A 19,564-nucleotide genomic window follows, 5' to 3' on the forward strand; every position below is an offset into this window, starting at 1 on the left:
CGCGCATTAGCTCACGTGGTGCATCGGACGCGAACATCTGGGTGAATTTGCGTTCGATCGCACCACTAGTACTACAGCCGGTTGCTTTACGGTGAGTGAGCGCGGGCGGTCCGGGTGCGGTAGTGGCTGGCGCGGGCAGGGGTCTGGTGGCGGGTGCGCCAGTGGTGCCAGTGCATGGCGAGCCAGGTCTGGGCGGTGCGGCCGGGGGCGAGGACGATCCGGTCGTACAGGCGGCGAATCTCGTTCAGGCTCGGGGGCGGATGACGTCGGCCGGGTGCATATGTGCTGGCTCCGGACGGCGGCGACCGTGCGCCCGCCTGCATACTCGCGAGAATGACCACGCCCAGGGGCGCCCGCATGATCCTTGCGGCTGCCATATCCGCATCCGCGTCGGGGGCGAGCTGTACTACTTCGACCTCTCCGACTTCGGATGGTCGCTGCTATGCGACAGCAGCGCAGTCACGCAACCCGACGGGAGTAAAAGGTGGGCGAGTCCCGGAGAACTGCCAGTACGTGATCCTCTCGCGCATTCCGGTCAACTGGCGGAATCCATCATGAACGCCATCAAGAACAACTCCTGACCTCTGCGGCGAACACGGGCAGGCCGCGCCTTCGCCTTCTGGCCGCCGCCGTTCCGGCGGGCCTGCACCATCGCGGCCCGCAGCGCGATCCGGGCCAGGTCCCCCACCGGACGTCTCACCGCTGCTCATGCCTGCCCCCACGGGATGTAGCCGAGGTTCAGGTGCCCGAGGCCGGACATCTGCCGGACCTGGTCCACGAACCGTCCGGTGAACAGCCGCCGGGCCGACGTCTCGCCATACCGGTCGATGTGGTCGAACACCACCTGCGGGTCCTTCTGTCGACGGTCACACGTAATTCCCCACGGCTAACTTCACGTAATCCCCCAGGGCGTCGTCCCTCCGTTTGGGCACCGGCCTCGTCCGTCGGGAACTTGGACGATCGACTGATCGTCTTCTTGGGCATGCCCCGCGTTCTTATTCTTGGAATCGACCCGCGTGCAGTGCCCGGGATGGACGGAGACGCCATCCGAGCGGCCCTGGAGCAGGAGCTGGCCAGATTCGGCGAATACGCCATCGATGCGTCCATGACGCTGATCGAGCTGGATGAGTCGGCCGAGTCGACGATCGTTGCAGCGCTGTCCGAGCAGGCCTGGGACGTCGTCGTGATCGGGGGTGGGATCCGCAAGCCGGAGCCGCTCATGCCGCTCTTTGAGCAGGTCGTGAATCTGGTTCGACGGCATGCGCCGAAGGCGGCGATTGCGTTCAACACGAGCGGCGGCGACAGCGTCGAGGCCGCCCAGCGGTGGCTGTGAGCCTGGAGCCTGTCGACGGTAATTCCCCAGGGGCTGTGGCCACGCAACCGCCCAGCCCCTGAGGTGGGTTCGCCTACTTGGCCGGGGCTTGGTCGGGTCGGTGGGACCCTTCGGCCGATTGTTGGGTCGGTAGCTGGGGCCGTTCATGATGACCTGGTGGCTGGCGTTGATCAGCCGGTCGAGGAGAGACTCGGCGACGACCGGGTTGGGAAAGAGGGGATACCAGTCGCTGGGCGCCCGGTTGCTGGTGATGATCATTGAGGGTGAAGAGCGTCAGCGGATCGCTCCGCTGAGGTGGCACCAGCCTGGGTGGGCTGGTGTCTTCCCGTGGCCGCCCCGTCCAGCAAGGCAGCGCCCGGTGCCGGAGCGCCGGAGTCCGAGAGTTGATCACTCGACGACGTGCACGGTGACGTACAGGTCTCCTGGCGCACCGCCGTGCTTGCCGGGGCCACCGAGCTCGCGGATCCGGACCTTCTGGCCGTCCTTGATGCCCGCGGGGATGCGGACCTTGTGGGTGTGCTGCTCCCGGATGAGTCGGCCCTCTCCCTTGCAGGTCGTGCTGGCCCGCGCCGCGTTCGCGTCTGTCCTGGTGGCACAGGCGGGGCAGGGCTTGTGGGGCAGTGATCCGCAGGGGGATGATCGCGCCGTCGGTGGCTTCCGCCGGGGTGACGTCGATGTCGTGGGCGATGTCTTTGCCGCGGCTGGGCGGGGTGGATCCGAAGTACCGGTCGTTGATCTCTTTGAGAGTGGCCCACGCATCTGCAATGGCTGGCCTCTGGGCAGGGTCCTTGGCCAAGAGCCGGTCGACGAGCCGCTCCAGCTCTGCAGGGGCGTCCGGGCGCAGGGTGCGCAGCGGTGCCGGCTGTTCGGTGAGGTGCTGACTGACCAGGCGCCAGGAGGTGCCAGTGAAGGGCCGACCGACGACGTACGCACCGCGTACTTGGAAGGCCGCTCCATCGCCGCCCTCGCCCGTGACCACGGCGTCAGCCGCGGTGCGATCCGTACCGCCGTCGCCGACCTCCTGCCCGACCGCACCGCCATCGAGGAAGACGCGCCCGCCCCGGAGCTGCCGGTCACCCTCGACATGCCGGGCAAGGTCGCCGACTACCTCCGCACCGCCGAGCTGGAGCCCGCCGAGCGCGCCGCGCTCGACCAGGGGGCGACCGTACGGCGCGGCCAGGGCTACACCCTCCGCGTCAGCGCCGTCCCCGCCGTGCACCGAGGGCTCCTCGCCCGCTGCCAGCCGCTCGACGGCGGTCAGGGCCTCCCTGCGGTCCCGGCCCAGCGCAAGGCCCGCCGCGAGTACGAGAACAGGGTCAGCGCCCTCACACCCCGAACAAGATCGTTCTCACCGATAACCGCTGTACCGATGTTCCCCGAGGCCGTGGATCCTCGTGGGTTCAAGGAAACCGAGGACTGTTCAGCCTGAACCCACGGGTCCACCGGTCTGCTTGAGGTCGGCGCATCCGTGGGTTCGGCTTGAACACGAGGATGCTGTGCGAGCCACAGAGCTTCGGACGTGACATCGGCCAGCCTGTCCACCCGCCCCTCCCGCCGCCATTGCCCGTCTCACCTGACCGTCTAGGCGGACGCCCGCCCGGAGGCCGAGCGCGTCACGTCAACTCGGCTTATCGGCTCGGCAACCCTGAGTTCGAGGGCTGCGCCGTGCTGGTCGGCGACTTCACCGGCGGCGCATTCCCGGAATCCGCGGTAGCCGCACCCTCTGGGAGTCCCAGCACCGCGGCGAGGAGTGCACCGACGGCCGCCGCCGCACCGACGGCTTGGCCGAGGTCCCCCCGTTGCTGCGGGACCCCGGTCCCCGTCCGCCGCTGGGACCACCTGTAGACCACGACCCCAGCTGCCACTGCTGCCGCGATGACCCACAGTGCGGTTGTGCTCACCTATACCGTCATTTCAAGCCCCTCCGTGGGTTTCGGGGCCTACCCGTTCCGCATTCGGCAAGATCACGAACGGGTAGGCTCTGCCTGGTATGGAAGTACGCTGACGCGACCTGGTGGACTCCGCCGGCGCCGTTCGTGGGGTTAGGAGGCGGTGCGCCCCCCTGTAAACGGTCGCTTCTAGCAGTCGTCGATCGCATGCGTGCGCCCTTGTGCGCCCGAGTGCACTGGGGCGCATGAACAGGATGAACGGCTCCGAGTCTCGGAAGAAGTCGCAGCGGGCTGCGCAAGCACGCTCAAGGGGGCGCATGACTCATATGGTCAAAGCCCTACTCGCCGGTTACTCGTCCCCTGGTTCCCGAAGTAGGACCCCTGGGCGCAGATCCCCGCGAGTTCGCGGAAGTGCGGTCTCCCGGTTCTGAGGGATGGTCCCGTGGGTTCGCGGTCAACCCGCAGGGTCTGCCTCGGCCGTCTGCTCCAGCAGAGCCCGTGCGGAGTCCGCGTAGCGCATGGCGGTCTTTTCGTGAAGGCCGAACACTTCGGCGAGGTGGAGCGGGTCGGGGCCTCGAACCATGGCCTCTTCGAGCTGGCGGTCGACGCGGAGTCTCTCCAAAGTGGCGTCCTGACCGCGTAGAGGTGCGCTGATCCAGTGGTTGCTGACGCGACCGGTGCCCGTGGCGGTCTGGTTGTTGATCAACAGGTGCAGGTTGGCCGTGTTCGGCCACCGTTTCCGGCGGTGCTCCAGCCACTCCAGCAGCAGTTTCAGGGTGAGATCGTCGAGCGGGCGGACACGGCCGGCGATGGTCAGCCGGCGATTGCCGACGTCGGCGTCGTCGAGCATGAGGGTGCCGATCTGGGCGACTCTCGCGGCGTGCACTGCGGCCAGAGCGAGGATGAGACGCGCGGCTGGAGTGGTGGCTGCGGCGACGGAGCGCTCGATCTGGTCGGGTGCGAGCGGTTGGAGCACGCTGTACTCGTTCTGGCCGACCTTGATCCGGCTCGCCGGGTTGCGGAAGATCAGGCCAGATCGCTTGGCCCGCGCGAACAGCGAACGCAGTGCGACAAGTTGGTCTCCGCGGTGGTGACCGTGCAAGGTCTTGATGTGGGTAAGGACGTCCTGGCGGGTTACTTCCCGCAGGTGGTCGTAACGGTCCGACCAGGTCAGCAGGGCGGGGCGGACTCGGTTGAGGTAGAGCCAGACCGTTCCTTGTCGCCGGGGCAGGCTGCGGGGGCCGCCGTCACGCAGAACCCGGGTCCAGCTTTCGGCTTCTGCCGCGATGCCGGGGGCGAGACCCTCCAACCGCTCGGCGAGCCAGCGCTCGAAGGAAGGTTCGCTGTCGTCCAGGAAGATTCCCATCTCCTCAAGGACCGTGATGATGTGCCCGACCCGCAGGTCGAGGGCTCTGAGCGGGGTGAATATCTCGCTGTGTCGGATGACGTCGCCCTCGACGTAACCGGTGAGGACGACGGCCAGGCCACGGTTCACAGCGAAGCGGATGTTGCGTCCCCAGCCCCGGGCCTCGGCGAGTTGGTGGGCGAGATGTTTCGCCCAGGCCAGCCATGGGCTAGCCAGGTCGGCGGCCTCCGGGGCGAGCCGGCCATAGTCGCGCGGAACCTGCTCGAACAGCGGTAGTTGCCTCCAACCGGTGCTCGGCCGTGAGCACGACACGGGCGGCGCCTTGCGAAAGGTTTCTCGTGCCCTGGCGTGGTGCAGGGCAGTGAGAGCCGATCCTCTGCTGTAGTGCAGTCCCACGAAGAAGAGCTGGTGATGGCGGACGGCCCGGAGCCACGGGGTCATCACCTCGCCGCTGACGGTCGGCATGCCAGTGGCGGTCTTGGCGTTGAGCCGGGCCTGGCACCAGCACAGACGGCAGTACTCCCACTTCAGTGGCTGGACTCGCCGACAGCCGGTGCAGACGGCCGTCTCATGGCTGCGGCTGAACATGTAGCAGGTGTGACAGAGCCGTCTGCGGGCCACCGGGCGGAAGGTGTACTCGATCAACCCGATGGCGGTCGCCCGCTACCGTGAGCGTCACCGCGTCGCCCGGGCGAAGTCCGACCACGCCGATGCCATGGCGCTGGCCAACATCCTGCGCACGGCCGCCGCCGTCCACCGGCCGTTGCCCGCCGACTCCGAACTGGCCCAGGCCATTTCAGTCCTCGCCCGGGCCCAGCAGGACGCGGTGTGGAACCGGGCCCAGCTGAACAATCAGCTCCGCTCCCACCTCAAGCAGTACTTCCCGGCCGCCTTGATCGCCTTCCAGGTCCGGGGCATCGGACTTGACTCCCGGGAAGCGCGGGCTGTGCTCGCCGCTGCGCCGGACCCGGCGACGGCCGCCCGGCTGACCCGCACCCAGCTGCGGTCCCTGCTACGCAAGTCCGGACGGCAGCGAAGCATCGAGCCTGTGCTGCTACAAGCGATTGATCCGCCTCACCACATAGGACACGGTCTACCCCCCCCGTGGTGCAACCGGCAGTGTCGCGAACCGCTCCGATGGCTGTCACTTCCCGGTCGCGCCGGGCTCCCCGTGAATGGATTCCTGGTAGGCATCCGCGTAGGTGGGAGAGTCCTTGATCAGGTCGTCGCAGAACGCGGCGACGTCGGCACCGATGAGTTCCACAACTCCCTTGCCCGCGGCGACGCCCTCCTCGAAGAAGTCAACGATTCCAGAGAGGAGGGACCCGTCGGACAGGCTGACCGGTCCGACCTTGAACAGGTACTTCTGCATCTCCTTGTAAACGATTTGGTAGTCCGGCGGGAGTGCCTTGACCCGGGCCACGTGCGCCCGCCACTGTTTCTTGCCTTCGATGATGTCCTTGATGCTCACGTCAGCCTCCCAGCCGGCTCAGTTTCCTCGCGACGTTCCTGTTCAACTGCTCGCGCCACCGGTCGCGATAAGTCCGGGCTCCTTCTCCGCCGGCAAGCGCGGTGCAGAAGCCTTGGACGTCGTCGCCGAGCACCTCGTGGACGCTCTGCCCATCCGCCGCTGCTACTTCGAGCAGCCCCAGAGCGGCGTCGAGGATCGGCATCAGGTTGCGGCCGGTGAAATCCCCGTAGGGGAAGAGGTGGGCGATGATCTGTCCCCACGCCGCCCGGTAGTCGTCCGGCAGGGCCTCGGCCCGGACTTCGAACGCCTTCCATTCCCTGGTGAGATCGCTGCCTGTGACCTTCTCCCAGAAGTTCATCCCCCGCCCTCCTTGAGGCTGTCGATGCGTGATGAGAGGTACTGCCATTTCGTCCAGAACTTCGCGAGTTCCTCGCGTCCGGCGTCGTTGAGCGCATAGAACTTGCGCGGCGGACCGACCCCGGAGGGTCGTTTCGTCACCTGAACGAGCCCGTTCCTCTCCAGCCGCAGCAAGATGGTGTACACGGTCCCCTCGATGACGTCGGTGAAGCCGAGCTCGTTCAGTTGACGGGTGATGGCGTACCCGTAGGTTTCCTCCCTGTCGATGATTTCGAGCACGCACCCTTCGAGCGTGCCCTTCAACATCTCCGTCAGGTCGTCCATCGCGGGTGCTCCTCAGCCCTGTCGGTACTACGTGCTACCGAGTACCACTATACGGTATCACCGAGTAGTGGAAGACAAGGTCTCCGGTGGACGCAACCCCGGGACCGATCGCTGGGCGAGGGAGCTCCTGGGAGCCCGGTGGTCCCCGACTCAAGCAGTGGTTCAACCAGCGCATCGGGGTGCTGCGCTTGACCGAGGAGATGAGGCAGCTCGTCTTCGAGGGAAAGCTGGCAGCCTTCAGGGAGATGCGCCGCTACGCGGCTATGCCGCCCGAGGAACAGTACGCGGCGTGGGATCGTGTCCCTCGTCGTGGTGTTCGGGATCAGCGGGTGGGAGTGCGCGGGCGTCTGCCCGGGGCGCACTTCCACGGGTGAGTACCGCTCCCTGAACAGGGGATGGGCCACCGCGTAACTCTCCTTGGTGAACAGCCAGTTCAACCACGAGGAGTACACGATGGCCCTGTCCCAGTCTGAGCTGATACGGCTGCTTGAGTCACTACGCTCGACTGACGGAATCGAGCTGATCCGCGCCATCGCGGAGCGGATGGTGCAGGAGCTGATCGAGGCCGAAGCGAGTGCCCACATCGGCGCCGAGTGGAACGAGCACACACCGACGCGGACCAACATCCGAAACGGGCACCGTGAGAAGGTACTCACCACGCTCGCCGGCGACCTGGACCTGGAGATCCCCAAGGTCCGCACCGGCAGCTTCTTCCCCAGCCTCCTGGAACGCCGGCGCCGCATCGACCAGGCCCTCTACGCCGTCATCATGGAGGCATACGTGCACGGCGTCTCCACCCGCAGCGTCGATGACCTGGTGAAAGCACTGGGCGGGGACAGCGGGATCTCCAAGTCGGAGGTTTCACGGATCTGCGCGGCGCTGGACGAACCGCTGACCGCGTTCCGCACCCGCCCGCTGGACCATGTCCGCTTCCCCTACGTCTACCTGGACGCGACCTACTGCAAGGCGCGCGTCAACCACCAGATCGTCTCGCGGGCCGTCGTGGTCGCCACCGGCATCACTGAGGACGGCAACCGCGAGGTCCTCGGCCTGATGGTCGGAGACAGCGAGAGCGAGGCGTTCTGGAAGGAGTTCCTGCGCTCCCTGCGTGAACGCGGCCTGTCCGGGGTCCGCCTGGTCGTCACCGACCAGCACGCCGGGCTGGTCGCCGCGGTCCGCAAGGTCATGCTCGGCGCCGCCTGGCAGCGATGCAGGGTTCATTTCCTGCGCAACGTCTTCAGCGTGATCGACCGGGACTCCGGCAAGATGGTCGCCGCAACGATCCGCACGATCTTCACCCAGCCCACCGCGAAGCTCGTGCGCACCCAGCTCGACACCGTCGCCGACATGCTCGGCACCCAGTTCCCCAAGGTCAAAGCCATGCTGCTGGAGGCGAAGGAAGACCTGACCGCGTTCGCGGACTTCCCACCGAGGCACTGGAAGAAGATCCAGTCGACGAACCCGCTGGAACGGATCAACCGGGAGATCAAACGCCGCACCGACGTCGTCCAGGTCTTCCCCAACGACGACGCCCTGCAGCGGCTGGTCACCGCCGTGCTCTTCGAGATGCACGACGAATGGATCGCCTTCCCCCGTCGCTACCTCCCCGAAGGCAGCATGGACCAGCTCTACCCCGCCGAGCTCCCCGAAGGCGCCCCCAGCCAGGTCGATGAAGCCCACCAAAATCCCTCGAACGGCGTTGTCGCAGTCGGTAGAGTCCGGTGAGGCAGAATGCCCGGGGATCGTGCGGTCATCAACCACGCCGCGTCATCGCTCACAGGACCGCGAGCAGATCGGAGGCGGCGGATGCACAAGCACGTCATGACAGCTGAGTCGGCATTGTCAGTGATCGCGGAGCTTGATGCTCACGAAGTACGAGCCTGTGTCGGTGGCGGATGGGCCGTTGACGCGCTGTTGGGCCTGCAGACCCGCGAACATTCCGACCTCGACCTCTGGCTTCCAGCAGCTGACCTTGACCCGTTGATCGCCGCGTTTTCCCGGCTCGGCATCGACCGCGTGCTGCCTTGGGGCGGCGACAGACCGTGGAACTTCGTGCTACACGATGGTGAGCACCTGCGAGTCGATCTTCACTTGTACGAGGAGCTCGCCCACGGAGTCGTTCACTACGGGAGCGTCGTGAACGGACATCAGTTCACTACGGCCGACCTCGGTGGCGTAGGCCAGATCCTCGACACGGTCGTGCGCTGCGAGGCCCCGGAGTGGGCACTGCGATGCCACACCGGATATACCCCACGCGCAGTTGACTTCTCTGACGTGGCGCAGCTTTGCGCCCGATTCGGGCTTCCCGTGCCCAAGTCGTATCGCACCAGCTAGTCCAAGCGGTGAGCAGTCAACTTCGATGAGCCAGGAGTCGGAGCTTCAAAATGGGTCGCGCGCTCATCAAGGAGCGTCCAGTGGATTACAGGCACTCCGGGCGCCCAGTTACGCACAGCTACATCCAGCGCACCCCGGCGCACGCCCCGGGCTGATCGGCTACACCACGAGAAGGGACGCGATCCGGCGTGGAAGGCCGACCAGGAGCAGCCCCGGCCTCCGAGGCCGTCACCGCAACAGTCAGGGCATACGTCTCAGGCGTATACCGCGGTATACGCGGAGGTGGTCGAACCGACGCAGTCAGAAGTCTCCAGCCCCGGACCACAGCCCGAGCCGACGCCACAGCAGACGTATACCGCGGTATACGCTCCCGCTGCCGCGTCTGACCCAGCGCTGCCTGCAACGGCATCCGCCAATCGGCGAGACAGCATCCCGGAGCCTCGGGGACGCCCCGCCGCAGGCGCCAACAGAAAGGCCGACGCCGAAGCTGTTCCCGTACGACGACGGGTTGGCCGCGGCCCAGCTGCTGCTGCACAAAATGCCGGCGGTGGAACGCGCCAAGGTATACGACATCAAAGATCAGGAGACGCAGGCGGCCCGGCCCAACTGACTTCGACATGAGCGGCTCCGTTCCCTTGCTTATACCGAGGGGCGGGGCCGCTTTCTACGTTGTGCCTGGAACGGCAGGAGGTGGATTCGCCCGCAGTACGCAGCGGTGGCCCCTGGGACCGCTCGGGAGCGTCGGTCCGGGGCAACGGCTGGGGACCGCCGGCCCGCGACGGGGGCCGGGCCGGCGGGGTCTATCCCGCCGCGTGTGGCGGCGCGGCGACGAGGGCCAGGAGCACGGTCTTGGCACGGTGGGCGCGGCGAGTGGTCATGCGTCACGGTCTCAGGGGTGCGCCTCCAGCAGGGCCCAGACACGCTTTCCCCATGGTCGGGTGGTGTCGCCGAGGATGTCCCAGCCCCAGCGCAGGGCGTACGCGTCGACCAGGAGCAGACCGCGGCCGGCGGTCTCTGCGGGGCCCGGGGTACGTCGGGCGGGCAGGCGGCGTGGGGCGCGGTCGACGACGGCGACGTACACGCGGTCGGTGCCGGGGCGTTCCACGATGATCCGCAGCGTGTGCCCGGCTGCGTGCCGCACGGCGTTCGCTACCAGTTCGGCGACGATCAGCTCGGCCGTGTCGATGTCGGCCTGGTCCAAGCCCCACGCAGCCAGCGCCACACGGACCAGGCGCCGTGCTTCCTCGCCGCTTTGGGGGACCCGTTCGTGCAGGACGGTGTAGCCGGGGTGTCCCTGGCTGCGGGGCCGTGCTGCTGTGCGGGTCACCGTCGGCTCCCGTCCGTGCTGAGCTGCTGGTACAGGGTCAGCAGAGCGCGGCAGTGGGTTGCCATGTCCAACAGGCCTGCGTCGTCGCTCGGAGCTATGCCAGCTGCGGCGCGCCGGGCCTGGAGAGCGCGGCTCATGACGTGTACGACGGTGCGCTGCTCCTCGCCCTGGGCGCGGTGGACGAGGCCGGCCACTTCGGGCAACAGCAGGTTGATGTGCCCGAGCAGCAGCCCGCCCATGTCGCGTTCGCCTTCGGTGAGGCGGGGAGCCCACAAGATCGCTTCACAGGTGCGGCGGATCGTGTCGACGTCGACCATGGGGAACTGCCCGTTGATGCGGTCCGGTTCATGCCCGCTGGGGCGTGCTGGACGGCTCGCTTGGGTATCCGTCACGGTGCCCTCCCTGCCCTGTCGTCACGTGCTGCCTTCACGCAACCACCGGCGCGGCAGCGAGTGCGACGTCATCGCGATGCAAAAGCGATGTAAGAAGCCCCCTGGTGGGGTGGACTGACGCCGTTTGGGAGCAAGGGAATGGGTGGGAGCGGTACGGTCGCCGCGTCCCGTTTCCCTTCGGATGCCGCCCGGAGCCGGTATGGCTGACCGCCGCCAAGTCCCCAGTCCTCGGTTACGCGCCGTGCGCGAGGACCGATTCCAGATGAGCCGTGGGGAGTTCGCCAGCCTCGTCGTGAAGACAGGCGAGGAGATGGGCGAGCGGGTCGGCTGCACGGCGCGTCTGGTCGCTGCCTGGGAGGACGGGGAAGTCCGTCTGCCCCGGCCGGTCTACCAGCGCATCTTGACCCGGCTGACCGGTCTGGGCATGGGGCAGTTGGGGTTCGGCCGCCGCGTAGCTGCCGTGGTGTCGGGCACCGCGGCGCACACACCGGGCGAGGAGGCGGAACCAATGCACCGACGTGCGTTCCTGGCCGACGGCGCGGGCACGGCCCTGGCGCTGGTCTCCCTCGGCCCCGATCAGGGCCGCTCGTCGGGCCGCATCGGCGCGGCTAACGTCCAAGCTGTACACCGGGCTGTCGCCACGCTCTACACACACGATCACGACCACGGGTCCGCCGCGCTGCGGCGGGATGCCACCGAGGCGCTGCACCGCGCCTACGGGTGGCTCCAGGACGGCAGCTACAGCGAGCAGACAGGGCGCCGCCTGCGCTCAGCGGTCGGCGCGCTGTCGATCGCCGCCGGGTGGCTGTCGTACGACTCCGGCCGGGCGGGAGACGCCCACTCGCTGTACGGGGAGGCCTTGGCCGCGGCACGGATCGCCGGCGATGGCGAGCTGGAGGCGCACGCGTTCGGCTGCCTGTCGCTGCTGGCCCGCGCCTCGGGACGCCCCCGCGAGGCGGTCTCGGCCGCGCAGGGCGCGCAGGCCGCCGCCCGTGACTTGGGCTCGCCGCGGCTGCTGTCCCTGATGCACATGCGGGAAGCCGGTGGGTGGGCGCTGATGGGTGACGCCAGCGCGACGGACCGAGCGATCGTGAAGGCCCATCACCTCTACGCCCAAGGCCCCTCAGACGCCGACCCGGCATGGCTGGGCTTCTTCGTGCCGGGCGAACTGGCAGGACTGGAGGCACTGGCACGCGCCGACCTCGGCCAGCACGAACGGGCCGCCGCCGGCGCCGAGCAGGCCGTCCTGCTGCACGGAGACACGTTCGCCCGAAACCGCGCCCTGTACACGGCGGACGTTGCAATCCAGCATGCCGTCAGGGATCGTCCCGAGCCCGAAGCGGCTGCCGAGGCCGCCGGGAGGGTTCTGGCGTTCCTGCCCGACGTGCGCTCCGACCGGCTGCTGCAATCACTGCACAACGTCGCGGGCGCACTACAGCGGCACAACCGCGTCCCCGCGGTGGCCGACTGGATCGAGGAGTACCGCACCATCACCTCTACCGCAGGAGGACAGGCGTGACCGACAGCACCCGTGAGGACGTCGTGATCCGCACCTACGGCCCCGGACAGGTCGAGCCCCTGGCCGACACGCTCACCGAGCTGTGGGCCGACGCGCACCCCGAGATCGCCGGCACCCCGGGCGCCGCCGCCGATGGCTTGTCCGCGCCCGCGCTGCGCCGCCAGGTCCTCACCCACGCCCGCCGCCACCCTGAGGGGTTCACCCTCGTCGCCGCATACGCCCACGGGTCGATGGTCGGCTTCGGCTACGCCTTCCCCTGCACACCCGAGTACTGGTACGGCCCCGAGCTGCTACCCGAGATCCCCGAGCACGTGCGCGCCGGCCGGCTCATGGGGCTGTGCGAACTCGCCGTCATCCCGGCCTGGCAGGGGCAGGGCATCGGCTCCCGCCTCCATGCCGCCCTGCTGGAGGCGATCAACCCGGAGTACTCCTCCCTGCTCGTCCGCCCCGACAACAGCGACGGGCGACGACTGTACGAACGCCTCGGCTACCGCTACGCCGGTCCCTACCGCAACGAACCCGGCGGACCGGTGTACGACCTGCTACTGCTGCGCGTCCAAGCCCCGGCCACACAGCGGCCTGCCTCCTGACCGGGCTGCACTGGAGGTTCTAGACGAACAGCAGGCTTCAACGCAGGTCCAAAAACAGGAAAAGCGGCCCTTGCTGCCCAGACAGGTGTCCGGGCAGCAAGGGCCGCTACGTGCCTGTGCGAGAACCTTCCAATTGAGGTCAGGGTCAGCGGATGCCGTGGGCCACGCTGAATGCTCCGTTCACAGCAGGGTGCCGAGCGCGGCCAGGGCGAGGAGGGCGAGCGCGGCAAGGGTGCAGTCGATCGCGCGGCGCAGCTGCTCGTACTTGGCCACGGCGAGGACGGACAGGACCCGGATCCGGGCGGCGCGGGCGTCCTGGGCGAGGCATGCCTGGATCTGGTCCTCGGGCGCGCCCAGTGCGGGAAGGATGCCTGGTCGTCGCCGCGCAGGCGGGGGCGGACGACCAGGAGCAGCAGGACGGCCGCGATACCGAGGGTGAGGGCGGAGCGCGCCGCATGCCTTGGTACCTGTTTCTGATCCCTGCCCCGGTTACGGCGGGGTTCAGTTGGTCGCCCCAAGCACGGCTATGGCGGTCCCTGGACGGTCGACACCCTCGACCAGGCCCTACGCCAGAACGCTCCGCGCCGTGGGCTCTGGCTCGGCACCTCCCGTCAGACGCCTGACCAGACCGTGGACCAGATCCTCGCTGGCCTCGCCACGGCGCACGTCGCCGACCCCGTGCGCTCAGCGGCAGATCGCTGAGAACACCTCATTGACCAGGAGCCTCACGTGACCGCCCGGCTCAAGTGCGGCCGGATCCCAGCACCCAGACCCCGGCAACGAGAGCGACGATGCCAACTGCCACCCAGGCGCGTCGACGCACGGAGCCAGTTACTCTCCCACCGCTGTACGACAAGACGGTCGTCCTCTCTCGGGCTGATCCGGCAGACAGGACGCGAGGGCTCCCTCAGCGGTTTCAGGAGCCGGATGTCACTTCTGTTCGATTCCTGATCTGGGACAACAGCCCTTCGAGGCTTGGAACAGGTACTGAGCTCAGCGCCAGTCGAGCCCCAGCTCGGCGAGTCGGTCCAACTGATCGACCGTGAGTTTGGCGCGAAGGCTTTTGGTGTTGGAGCTCCAGACTCCCAGCTTCACGGGCCCGTCCTTGAGTTCCTCCGCATGGGCCCCTGGGCACGGTCACGGAGCCGGTCCGGGCCTTGTCGTGGGCTGCGGATGCTGAACGCAGGTCAACGCCCGGTGAGCACTGGCTTCGGAGCTGTCGGTCAGCGTCCGCCGGGCTCGGGCTGGTTGCCGACGGTTGATCCGTGCACGAGGTCTGTGCCGAGTCGGGTCGGGGCGTGGTGGACCGTTTGGCCGTTGCGGGCGGTGGCGATGAGGCCGGACTGGCGCAGGACGGAGGCGTGTCGCGAGGCGGCCGCTGCGGACACGCCCAGGGTCGCCGCAAGCCGTCCGGTGGTCAGTGCCGGCGTCCTGACAACGGTGACCAGCGCCGCGGCCCTTGTTGCCCCGAGCAGAGACACCAGGGCCTGGGCAGGAGCGTGGAGTTCGGGGTCGCGCGTGATGGTGCTGGTGGTAGCGGGGTAGATGACGGTCACTGAGTCGGCGAGCGGGTCGAACATGATGCGGCTGGCCAAGGCTGTGGGCTGGAAGATCAAAGGACGTCCTTCGAGGGACTCTTCGGCGTGGACGAGCGTGTTCAGGCGTAGTTCCCGGCCGGTCCAGCGGATCGACGGATGCAAGGAGTTCAGCAGGCCGTCGACGCCACCGATCGCGGCGCGAATTCCTGCCGTGGCTCCCGCCGTGGCGACAGCGGAGGTGATACGTCGTCGGTAGGGGTCCAAGGCCGCGAGGCGGAAGCCGGTGAGTATGCGGTTCAGGGCGCTCACCGCGCCCACGTGCCCATCGGCAAGGGATCGCGTGAACGGAGTCAGGGCGCCGGACCGAGCCAGGTCCCGCAGATGCGCGGTAGCCGGTGGAGAGGCGGGGTCTATCCCTGCAGGGGTCTCCTGAACGATCCCGTCGAAGAAGGCCGGAATGTACAGGCTCGAGTACAGATCGAAGAGTTTGTTGCCGAGATGCCAGCCACGGGCTACATCTAGGCGCCACGCCGCCAGCCTCCGGCTCGGGGCCCGACCAGCGAGCTGATCCCCACCCAGCGCGAGCTCGTACGCAAGGTCTGGCGTGTCGGCGACCTGCAACCGCTCCAGGTCGTCCGTCGACAGAGTGATCCGTATCAGTGTGGTTCCTCCCGAACCATGTGCTGGCGGACCTTTTGCATGCTCACGCAAAAGCCTAGCCGTTGGAGTACTGACAGTCGATCGTTGATTCGCCGGCAGGGACGAACAGCGGGAACGTCCAGCGGCACGCAAGGTCGTGGAGGGCACGCACCCGCCACGAGAACCAGGCCATCCAGGCCCCACGGAAATCCTCGGAGGTAGCACATGAAGATGCAGCTCACCCGGCGCGCCGCGACGATCCTGGCGGCAGCGGCGCTGACCGCCGGCACCGCCGTCGCCGCCACCCCGTCGAGCGCGTTCGCGTCCAGCTCCGACATGGGAATCCGCCTGAGCACCGGCCACAACGTGGGGGTGTACGGGTCCGACACGATCATCAACAACGGCACCAAGGTCGCCAACGACCTCATCTATGCCAACGGGGACGGGATCGAGACCGACTGCTACACCACCCAGGGGGCGGACCTGGGTTACGGAAAGATCTACTACCACACGATCAGCGAGTACTACAACAGCATCGGGGTAACCGAGCACGTCTACGCGTGGACCTATGCTCCCTACGTGGACGGCGACTACGCCGCGAACCACGGCCTTCAGAACTGCAACTACTAGGCCGTTTCGGTTGGATCAGTGGGCGGGGCAGAGGAAGACCGCGATGTGGAGTCTGGCCGGGTCGCCGGCGGGGGGCTTCTCATAGCGGATGGCGAGGCCCCGCCACGGGTCGGGTAGCCGGGCCGGGTCACGTTGTCGTGGCCCGGCCCCCTCAGAACCGGGCACGTCTGGTCGAGCATCTCGGCGCGCATTGCGGTGCGGCCGGCCGCTATGGGCGGGGTGAGCTTGGCATCAACACGCCAGCGCCCAGTGCCGCCCACAAGCACTCGCCGGTGTGTGCGTCAGCGCCAGTCGACTCCGGGTTCGGCGAGGCGGTCCGACTGATCGACAGCGGCGGCGTAGTACCGCCGGATGCGCTGCGCTGGCTTTGGCGCCCAGACGCAACTTGAGCAGATCGATCGGGGCCTCACGCCATTGGGCGTGCTGGGCCCAATGGCGCTGTCAGGACGTCGTGCTGGGGGTTGTGGAAAGGAGCCGGGCCGGTGTCCGGTGCGCACCTGGCACGGAGTGGTGACCACCACCGTGAGAACGATCAGTCGCGTTGGGCTTCGCGCGAGGGCGGCTGGCCGGCCCGGCGGGAGGACCGGCGGGTGATGCGCCTGGTCATGAGCGTGATCGCGGCCCAGGTGATGAGGGCTTCGGAGTGCTGGACGAGGCGTTCGTAGTCGCGGGCGTGTCGGCGGGCGTGCATGACCCAGGCGTGACTGCGTTCGACGACCCAGCGGCGGGGAAGGACCACGAACCCCTTCGCGTCCCTCGGCCTGCTCACCGTCTTGACGGTGAGGTTGAGGTACTTCTTCGCCCAGGTCACGAGCTGTCCGGCGTAGGCGGAGTCGGCCCAGACGATCGTGATCTCCGGGTGCATCAGCCGCAGCCGGAACAGCACTTCCTTCGCCGCGTCGCGGTCGGTCATGTCGGCGGGGGTGACCATGACGAACAGCGGCAGGCCTTTGGTGTCCACGACCAGGTGCCGCTTGCGGCCATTGATCTTCTTCGCCGCGTCGTAGCCGCGCGAGTCCCTGCCGACGGTCTCGGCGGCCTTCACGGACTGCGAGTCGATGACGGTAGCGACCGCGCCGGGTGCCCGCCCCATGTCCCGACGGACGCGCTCGCGCAGCTGGTCGCGAAGCCGGCCGACGACGCCGGCCGCGGCCCACCTGGCCATGAAGCCGTAGCACGTCCGCCAGGGCGGGTAGTCCCACGGGAGGGCTCTCCACTTGCAGCCGGTGTCGACGACGTAGCGGATCGCGTCGACGATCTCCCTGCGCGGGTGCTTCTCCGGGCGCCCGCCGCGCCTGGTCTGACAGGCCGGGACCGGCAGCAGCGGCTCAATCAACGCCCATTCGTCGTCGAAGGTGTCGGAGGGATAGCAGCGGCGCCGGGCCATTGTGCTTCTCCCTTCTCCAAGATGGTGCTTGTCCCGGCCGCTGTGCGGCCGGGGCCAGCGGTCAGGTGTCGCTGTATTCGGTGATCACGTCGAGCGTCGACTCGACGGAGTTGAGCTGGGTGTTCAGGTGCTTGATCCACTTGCCCTTCGGCTGCAGGACGGCGTGCGGGGCGACGACAGAGGTGATGAAGCGTCGGATCTCGGTGAGCTTCTCCCGGATCACGGAGACCTCGTAGGCCTGGAGCTCGGCCGGGTCCGAGCAGAACTGGTAGCCGTCCGCCCGGGTCCAGATCAGGGGCGGCCAGTCTCGTTCGGCGATCATGTCCCGCAGGCAGGCCAGCCCCGACCGGACCTGGCTGGTGCTCAGGCCCGATGACCTGGACAGCTGGTGGAAGAGCAGGCCGGCGGGCCTGGCCTCGAAGAACACGAAGCGGACGGTGTCGGCATGCCGCTCGGCCGCGGGCGACCGGCGCCGGGACGCGCGCGGCATCGCCTACTCGCCTTGCAGCAGGCGGGCCAGCTCACCGTCGACGTCGACCTGCCCGGTGTCGACCGCGGTCTCGATCCAGTCCAGCGTCGCGCGGACGCGGGCGACGTTCTCGTGGATGATCGTGCGCTCGTTGTCGCCGAGCTGTCGGTCGCGCAGGCCCGGGACCACCCGGCCCGAGGCGGCGACGAACGCGTGGCAGGCGGTGACCAGGTCCAAGAACTCCACCGACCGGTCGATCTGCCGGACCACCGGCGCGATCGGGCTGGTCTGGTCGAAGTGCTCGCGGGCCTGCCGGCCGCGCTCGACCTGCGCGGAGTTGACCTGATGACGGGCGGTGTCTCTGTTGACCGGACTACCAGGCGACACGCCGGGGCATCGGGCGAGTCGGGTACGGGCTGACCGGTAGACCTCACGCAGTACACGAGGAGGTCTGTGGGGGGTCGTTGGATGAGGTCGAGCGGGATCTCGGTTCAATCCGTCTGCCGCGTTGGGGCAAGGTGGTCCCGTCGGGCGGCATGGTGCCGTGGCTCGTGGTGGATCCCGATGGGGTGCCGGTCGAGCCCGTACGACGGTTCCTGCGGGACTTCGTCGCCCGCAACCGGCCAGGCTCGGTTCGCAGTTACGCGTACGCGCTGCTGCGGTGGTGGCGGTGGCTGCACGTCGCCCAGGTCGAGTGGGACAGGGCCACCTCGGCGGAGGTCCGGGACCTGGTGCTGTGGCTGATGCGCACGACCAAGCCGCGGAACTCGCCACGCACGAAGTCGGCAGCCACGGCGGGCACGGTCAACCCGATCACCCGCAAGCAGAACCCGGGAGACCAGTACCAGCCCCGGACGATCCGGCACAGCAACGCGGTCATCCGCAGCTTCTACGAGTTCTGGATCGAGACCGGTCAAGGCCCGCTGGTCAACCCCGTCCCGCTCGACCGCAGAGGCAGCCGGCCGCACGCCCACCACAACCCGCTGGACCTCTTCCGGCCCGAGGGGCGGATCCGCTACAACCCCAAGATCCCCAAGAGCAGGCCCCGCGAGATCCCAGACGAACGCTGGAACGACCTCTTCGCCGCCCTGCGCTCCAACCGCGACCGCGCGATCCTCTCCCTGGACATCAGCAACGCCGCCCGGGCCAGCGAGGTCCTCGGCATCCGCGGCCTCGACCTGGACTGGGGAGAGCAGCTGGTGCGAGTCAGCCGCAAGGGCAACGACGACGCGCAGTGGCTGCCGGCCAGCCCGGATGCCTTCGTCTGGATCCGCCTCTATCTGGCCGAGCTCAGCCCGCTGGAACCGGATGAACCGATCTGGTGGACCATCCGACGACGCGACCGCGGGAAAGGACTGCATCGCCAACCGCTCAACTACGAGGCCCTGCGCGCCGTCTTCCGCCGCTTCAACGCGGTGCTCGGCACCAACTACACGATGCACGACCTCAGGCACACCGCCGCTCTGCGCATGAGCCGGGACAAGAACCTGACCCTGCTCGATGTGCAGACCATCCTCGGTCACGCGCACCTGAGCACCACCGCGGACGTGTACCTCTTGGAAGACGAGGCACAGGTGATCCGTCGTGTCGCCGAGCACCTGGCCGAGCGTGAACTCCGTGCTCAGCAGGCCCCGCCACCGGTCGCCGTCGGATACGAGGCCGACGACCTGGCCGTGCTGTTCGGAGGACTTCCGCGATGACTGCGACCACGGACAGACAAGCGGATTCCGTACCTTCCCCGCGAGATGTCCCCGACCACCAGCGGATGCTTGCTGCCGACCGCGGTCCGTTCGATGGTCTCTCGGTCGAGGGCGTTCTGGAGCTGTTGCCGTCCCTGGCGACCTTTCCGCCGGCGACAAGCAAGCGCAGCCGGAGCAAGCGCGCGGATCGGACACGCGGGGCCGCCCGAATCCTCCACTGGTTGTTGTCCTTCCCCGGGGAAGGCTGGCAGGAACGGTGGCTCGTCTCCGGCGTTGACAGCGGTCTGCACTGGGACTGG

The 19,564-nt window shown here is 68.1% G+C and carries 21 protein-coding genes and 3 pseudogenes; 9 read left to right on the forward strand and 15 right to left on the reverse strand.

Features of this window, described 5'->3' with window-relative positions; genetic code table 11:
• Positions 1-86: 86 nt before the first annotated feature.
• Both ACZ60X_RS33035 and ACZ60X_RS33040 read right to left on the reverse strand, forming a co-directional pair.
• Positions 87-377, reverse strand: coding sequence for a hypothetical protein (locus tag ACZ60X_RS33035; RefSeq protein WP_469606429.1), 291 nt, complete (start codon positions 375-377; stop codon positions 87-89).
• Positions 378-706: 329 nt separating this feature from the next.
• The gene (locus ACZ60X_RS33040) at positions 707-844 is read right to left on the reverse strand and encodes a hypothetical protein (RefSeq protein ID WP_469606432.1); all 138 of its coding nucleotides are present in this window, start codon (positions 842-844) and stop codon (positions 707-709) included.
• 138 nt (positions 845-982) lie between these two features.
• On the opposite strand from ACZ60X_RS33040, the gene ACZ60X_RS33045 reads away from it, so the two are divergent.
• Entirely contained in the window at positions 983-1,333 is a 351-nt protein-coding gene (locus tag ACZ60X_RS33045) for a hypothetical protein (protein ID WP_469606796.1), read from the forward strand.
• A 96-nt stretch (positions 1,334-1,429) separates the two neighbouring features.
• On the opposite strand, the pseudogene ACZ60X_RS33050 reads toward ACZ60X_RS33045, so the two are convergent.
• Together ACZ60X_RS33050 and ACZ60X_RS33055 are read right to left on the reverse strand one after the other, a co-directional pair.
• Positions 1,430-1,606: pseudogene (locus ACZ60X_RS33050) on the reverse strand (ATP-binding protein); the annotation flags it as partial.
• Positions 1,607-1,720: 114 nt separating this feature from the next.
• A complete protein-coding gene (locus tag ACZ60X_RS33055; RefSeq protein WP_469606798.1) occupies positions 1,721-2,374 on the reverse strand; it encodes a DnaJ C-terminal domain-containing protein in 654 nt (217 codons plus the stop codon).
• Between ACZ60X_RS33055 and ACZ60X_RS33060 the strand changes: the two genes are divergently transcribed.
• Complete coding sequence (locus ACZ60X_RS33060) at positions 2,274-2,762, forward strand: resolvase (RefSeq protein WP_469606815.1); 489 nt, start codon at positions 2,274-2,276, stop codon at positions 2,760-2,762. The genes ACZ60X_RS33055 and ACZ60X_RS33060 overlap by 101 nt on opposite strands.
• Before the next feature lie 914 nt (positions 2,763-3,676).
• Here the strand turns inward: ACZ60X_RS33060 and ACZ60X_RS33065 are convergent.
• On the reverse strand, positions 3,677-5,233 hold the full coding sequence (locus tag ACZ60X_RS33065; protein WP_469606434.1) for a hypothetical protein: 1,557 nt from the start codon (positions 5,231-5,233) through the stop codon (positions 3,677-3,679).
• On the opposite strand from ACZ60X_RS33065, the pseudogene ACZ60X_RS33070 reads away from it, so the two are divergent.
• Positions 5,199-5,627 (forward strand): annotated as a pseudogene (locus ACZ60X_RS33070) (IS110 family transposase); the annotation flags it as partial. The gene ACZ60X_RS33065 and the pseudogene ACZ60X_RS33070 overlap by 35 nt on opposite strands.
• Before the next feature lie 105 nt (positions 5,628-5,732).
• Here the strand turns inward: ACZ60X_RS33070 and ACZ60X_RS33075 are convergent.
• Genes ACZ60X_RS33075 through ACZ60X_RS33085 form a run of 3 tightly spaced genes read right to left on the reverse strand, consistent with a single transcriptional unit; the run spans position 5,733 to position 6,740 of the window.
• Positions 5,733-6,059 (reverse strand): DUF1048 domain-containing protein, encoded by a 327-nt coding sequence (locus ACZ60X_RS33075; protein WP_469606437.1) that lies wholly within the window; start codon positions 6,057-6,059, stop codon positions 5,733-5,735.
• A gap of 1 nt (position 6,060) precedes the next feature.
• A complete protein-coding gene (locus tag ACZ60X_RS33080; protein ID WP_123544949.1) occupies positions 6,061-6,417 on the reverse strand; it encodes a DUF1048 domain-containing protein in 357 nt (118 codons plus the stop codon).
• The gene (locus tag ACZ60X_RS33085) at positions 6,414-6,740 is read right to left on the reverse strand and encodes a PadR family transcriptional regulator (protein ID WP_123544950.1); all 327 of its coding nucleotides are present in this window, start codon (positions 6,738-6,740) and stop codon (positions 6,414-6,416) included. Before ACZ60X_RS33085 ends, ACZ60X_RS33080 begins: the two co-directional genes overlap by 4 nt.
• Positions 6,741-7,193: 453 nt before the next feature.
• Here ACZ60X_RS33085 and ACZ60X_RS33090 point away from each other — a divergent pair, with 453 nt between their 5' ends.
• Positions 7,194-8,465 (forward strand): IS256 family transposase, encoded by a 1,272-nt coding sequence (locus tag ACZ60X_RS33090; protein WP_469606801.1) that lies wholly within the window; start codon positions 7,194-7,196, stop codon positions 8,463-8,465.
• An 81-nt stretch (positions 8,466-8,546) separates the two neighbouring features.
• Positions 8,547-9,074: a nucleotidyltransferase domain-containing protein gene (locus ACZ60X_RS33095; protein WP_469606442.1), complete on the forward strand. Its 528-nt coding sequence runs from the start codon at positions 8,547-8,549 to the stop codon at positions 9,072-9,074.
• Between the two features lie 889 nt (positions 9,075-9,963).
• On the opposite strand, the gene ACZ60X_RS33100 is transcribed toward ACZ60X_RS33095, so the two are convergent.
• A complete protein-coding gene (locus tag ACZ60X_RS33100) occupies positions 9,964-10,401 on the reverse strand; it encodes an ATP-binding protein (protein WP_469606445.1) in 438 nt (145 codons plus the stop codon).
• Positions 10,398-10,793, reverse strand: coding sequence for a hypothetical protein (locus ACZ60X_RS33105; protein WP_469606447.1), 396 nt, complete (start codon positions 10,791-10,793; stop codon positions 10,398-10,400). Before ACZ60X_RS33105 ends, ACZ60X_RS33100 begins: the two co-directional genes overlap by 4 nt.
• 262 nt (positions 10,794-11,055) lie before the next feature.
• Between ACZ60X_RS33105 and ACZ60X_RS33110 the strand changes: the two genes are divergently transcribed.
• Positions 11,056-12,312, forward strand: a complete 1,257-nt coding sequence (locus tag ACZ60X_RS33110; protein WP_469606449.1) for a hypothetical protein — start codon at positions 11,056-11,058, stop codon at positions 12,310-12,312.
• Entirely contained in the window at positions 12,309-12,902 is a 594-nt protein-coding gene (locus ACZ60X_RS33115) for a GNAT family N-acetyltransferase (RefSeq protein ID WP_469606452.1), read from the forward strand. The genes ACZ60X_RS33110 and ACZ60X_RS33115 overlap by 4 nt, the downstream gene beginning before the upstream one ends.
• A gap of 180 nt (positions 12,903-13,082) precedes the next feature.
• Here ACZ60X_RS33115 and ACZ60X_RS33120 read toward each other — a convergent pair whose 3' ends face one another.
• Both ACZ60X_RS33120 and ACZ60X_RS33125 read right to left on the reverse strand, forming a co-directional pair.
• The gene (locus ACZ60X_RS33120; RefSeq protein WP_469606454.1) at positions 13,083-13,175 is read right to left on the reverse strand and encodes a hypothetical protein; all 93 of its coding nucleotides are present in this window, start codon (positions 13,173-13,175) and stop codon (positions 13,083-13,085) included.
• A gap of 950 nt (positions 13,176-14,125) precedes the next feature.
• The gene (locus ACZ60X_RS33125) at positions 14,126-15,061 is read right to left on the reverse strand and encodes a hypothetical protein (protein ID WP_469606457.1); all 936 of its coding nucleotides are present in this window, start codon (positions 15,059-15,061) and stop codon (positions 14,126-14,128) included.
• Between the two features lie 243 nt (positions 15,062-15,304).
• Between ACZ60X_RS33125 and ACZ60X_RS33130 the strand changes: the two genes are divergently transcribed.
• Positions 15,305-15,709, forward strand: coding sequence for a hypothetical protein (locus ACZ60X_RS33130; protein ID WP_469606460.1), 405 nt, complete (start codon positions 15,305-15,307; stop codon positions 15,707-15,709).
• A 575-nt stretch (positions 15,710-16,284) separates the two neighbouring features.
• On the opposite strand, the pseudogene ACZ60X_RS33135 reads toward ACZ60X_RS33130, so the two are convergent.
• The 3 genes and pseudogenes from ACZ60X_RS33135 to ACZ60X_RS33145 all read right to left on the reverse strand — a co-directional run.
• Positions 16,285-17,096, reverse strand: a pseudogene (locus ACZ60X_RS33135) (IS5 family transposase); the annotation flags it as partial.
• Between the two features lie 61 nt (positions 17,097-17,157).
• The gene (locus ACZ60X_RS33140) at positions 17,158-17,586 is read right to left on the reverse strand and encodes a RacP protein (RefSeq protein WP_469606463.1); all 429 of its coding nucleotides are present in this window, start codon (positions 17,584-17,586) and stop codon (positions 17,158-17,160) included.
• Between the two features lie 3 nt (positions 17,587-17,589).
• Positions 17,590-18,060, reverse strand: a complete 471-nt coding sequence (locus ACZ60X_RS33145; protein WP_469606465.1) for a DUF6192 family protein — start codon at positions 18,058-18,060, stop codon at positions 17,590-17,592.
• Between the two features lie 56 nt (positions 18,061-18,116).
• Between ACZ60X_RS33145 and ACZ60X_RS33150 the strand changes: the two genes are divergently transcribed.
• Complete coding sequence (locus ACZ60X_RS33150; RefSeq protein WP_469606467.1) at positions 18,117-19,265, forward strand: tyrosine-type recombinase/integrase; 1,149 nt, start codon at positions 18,117-18,119, stop codon at positions 19,263-19,265.
• Positions 19,266-19,564: the final 299 nt, after the last annotated feature.

The organism is Streptomyces sp. NPDC104106 (assembly GCF_055584345.1).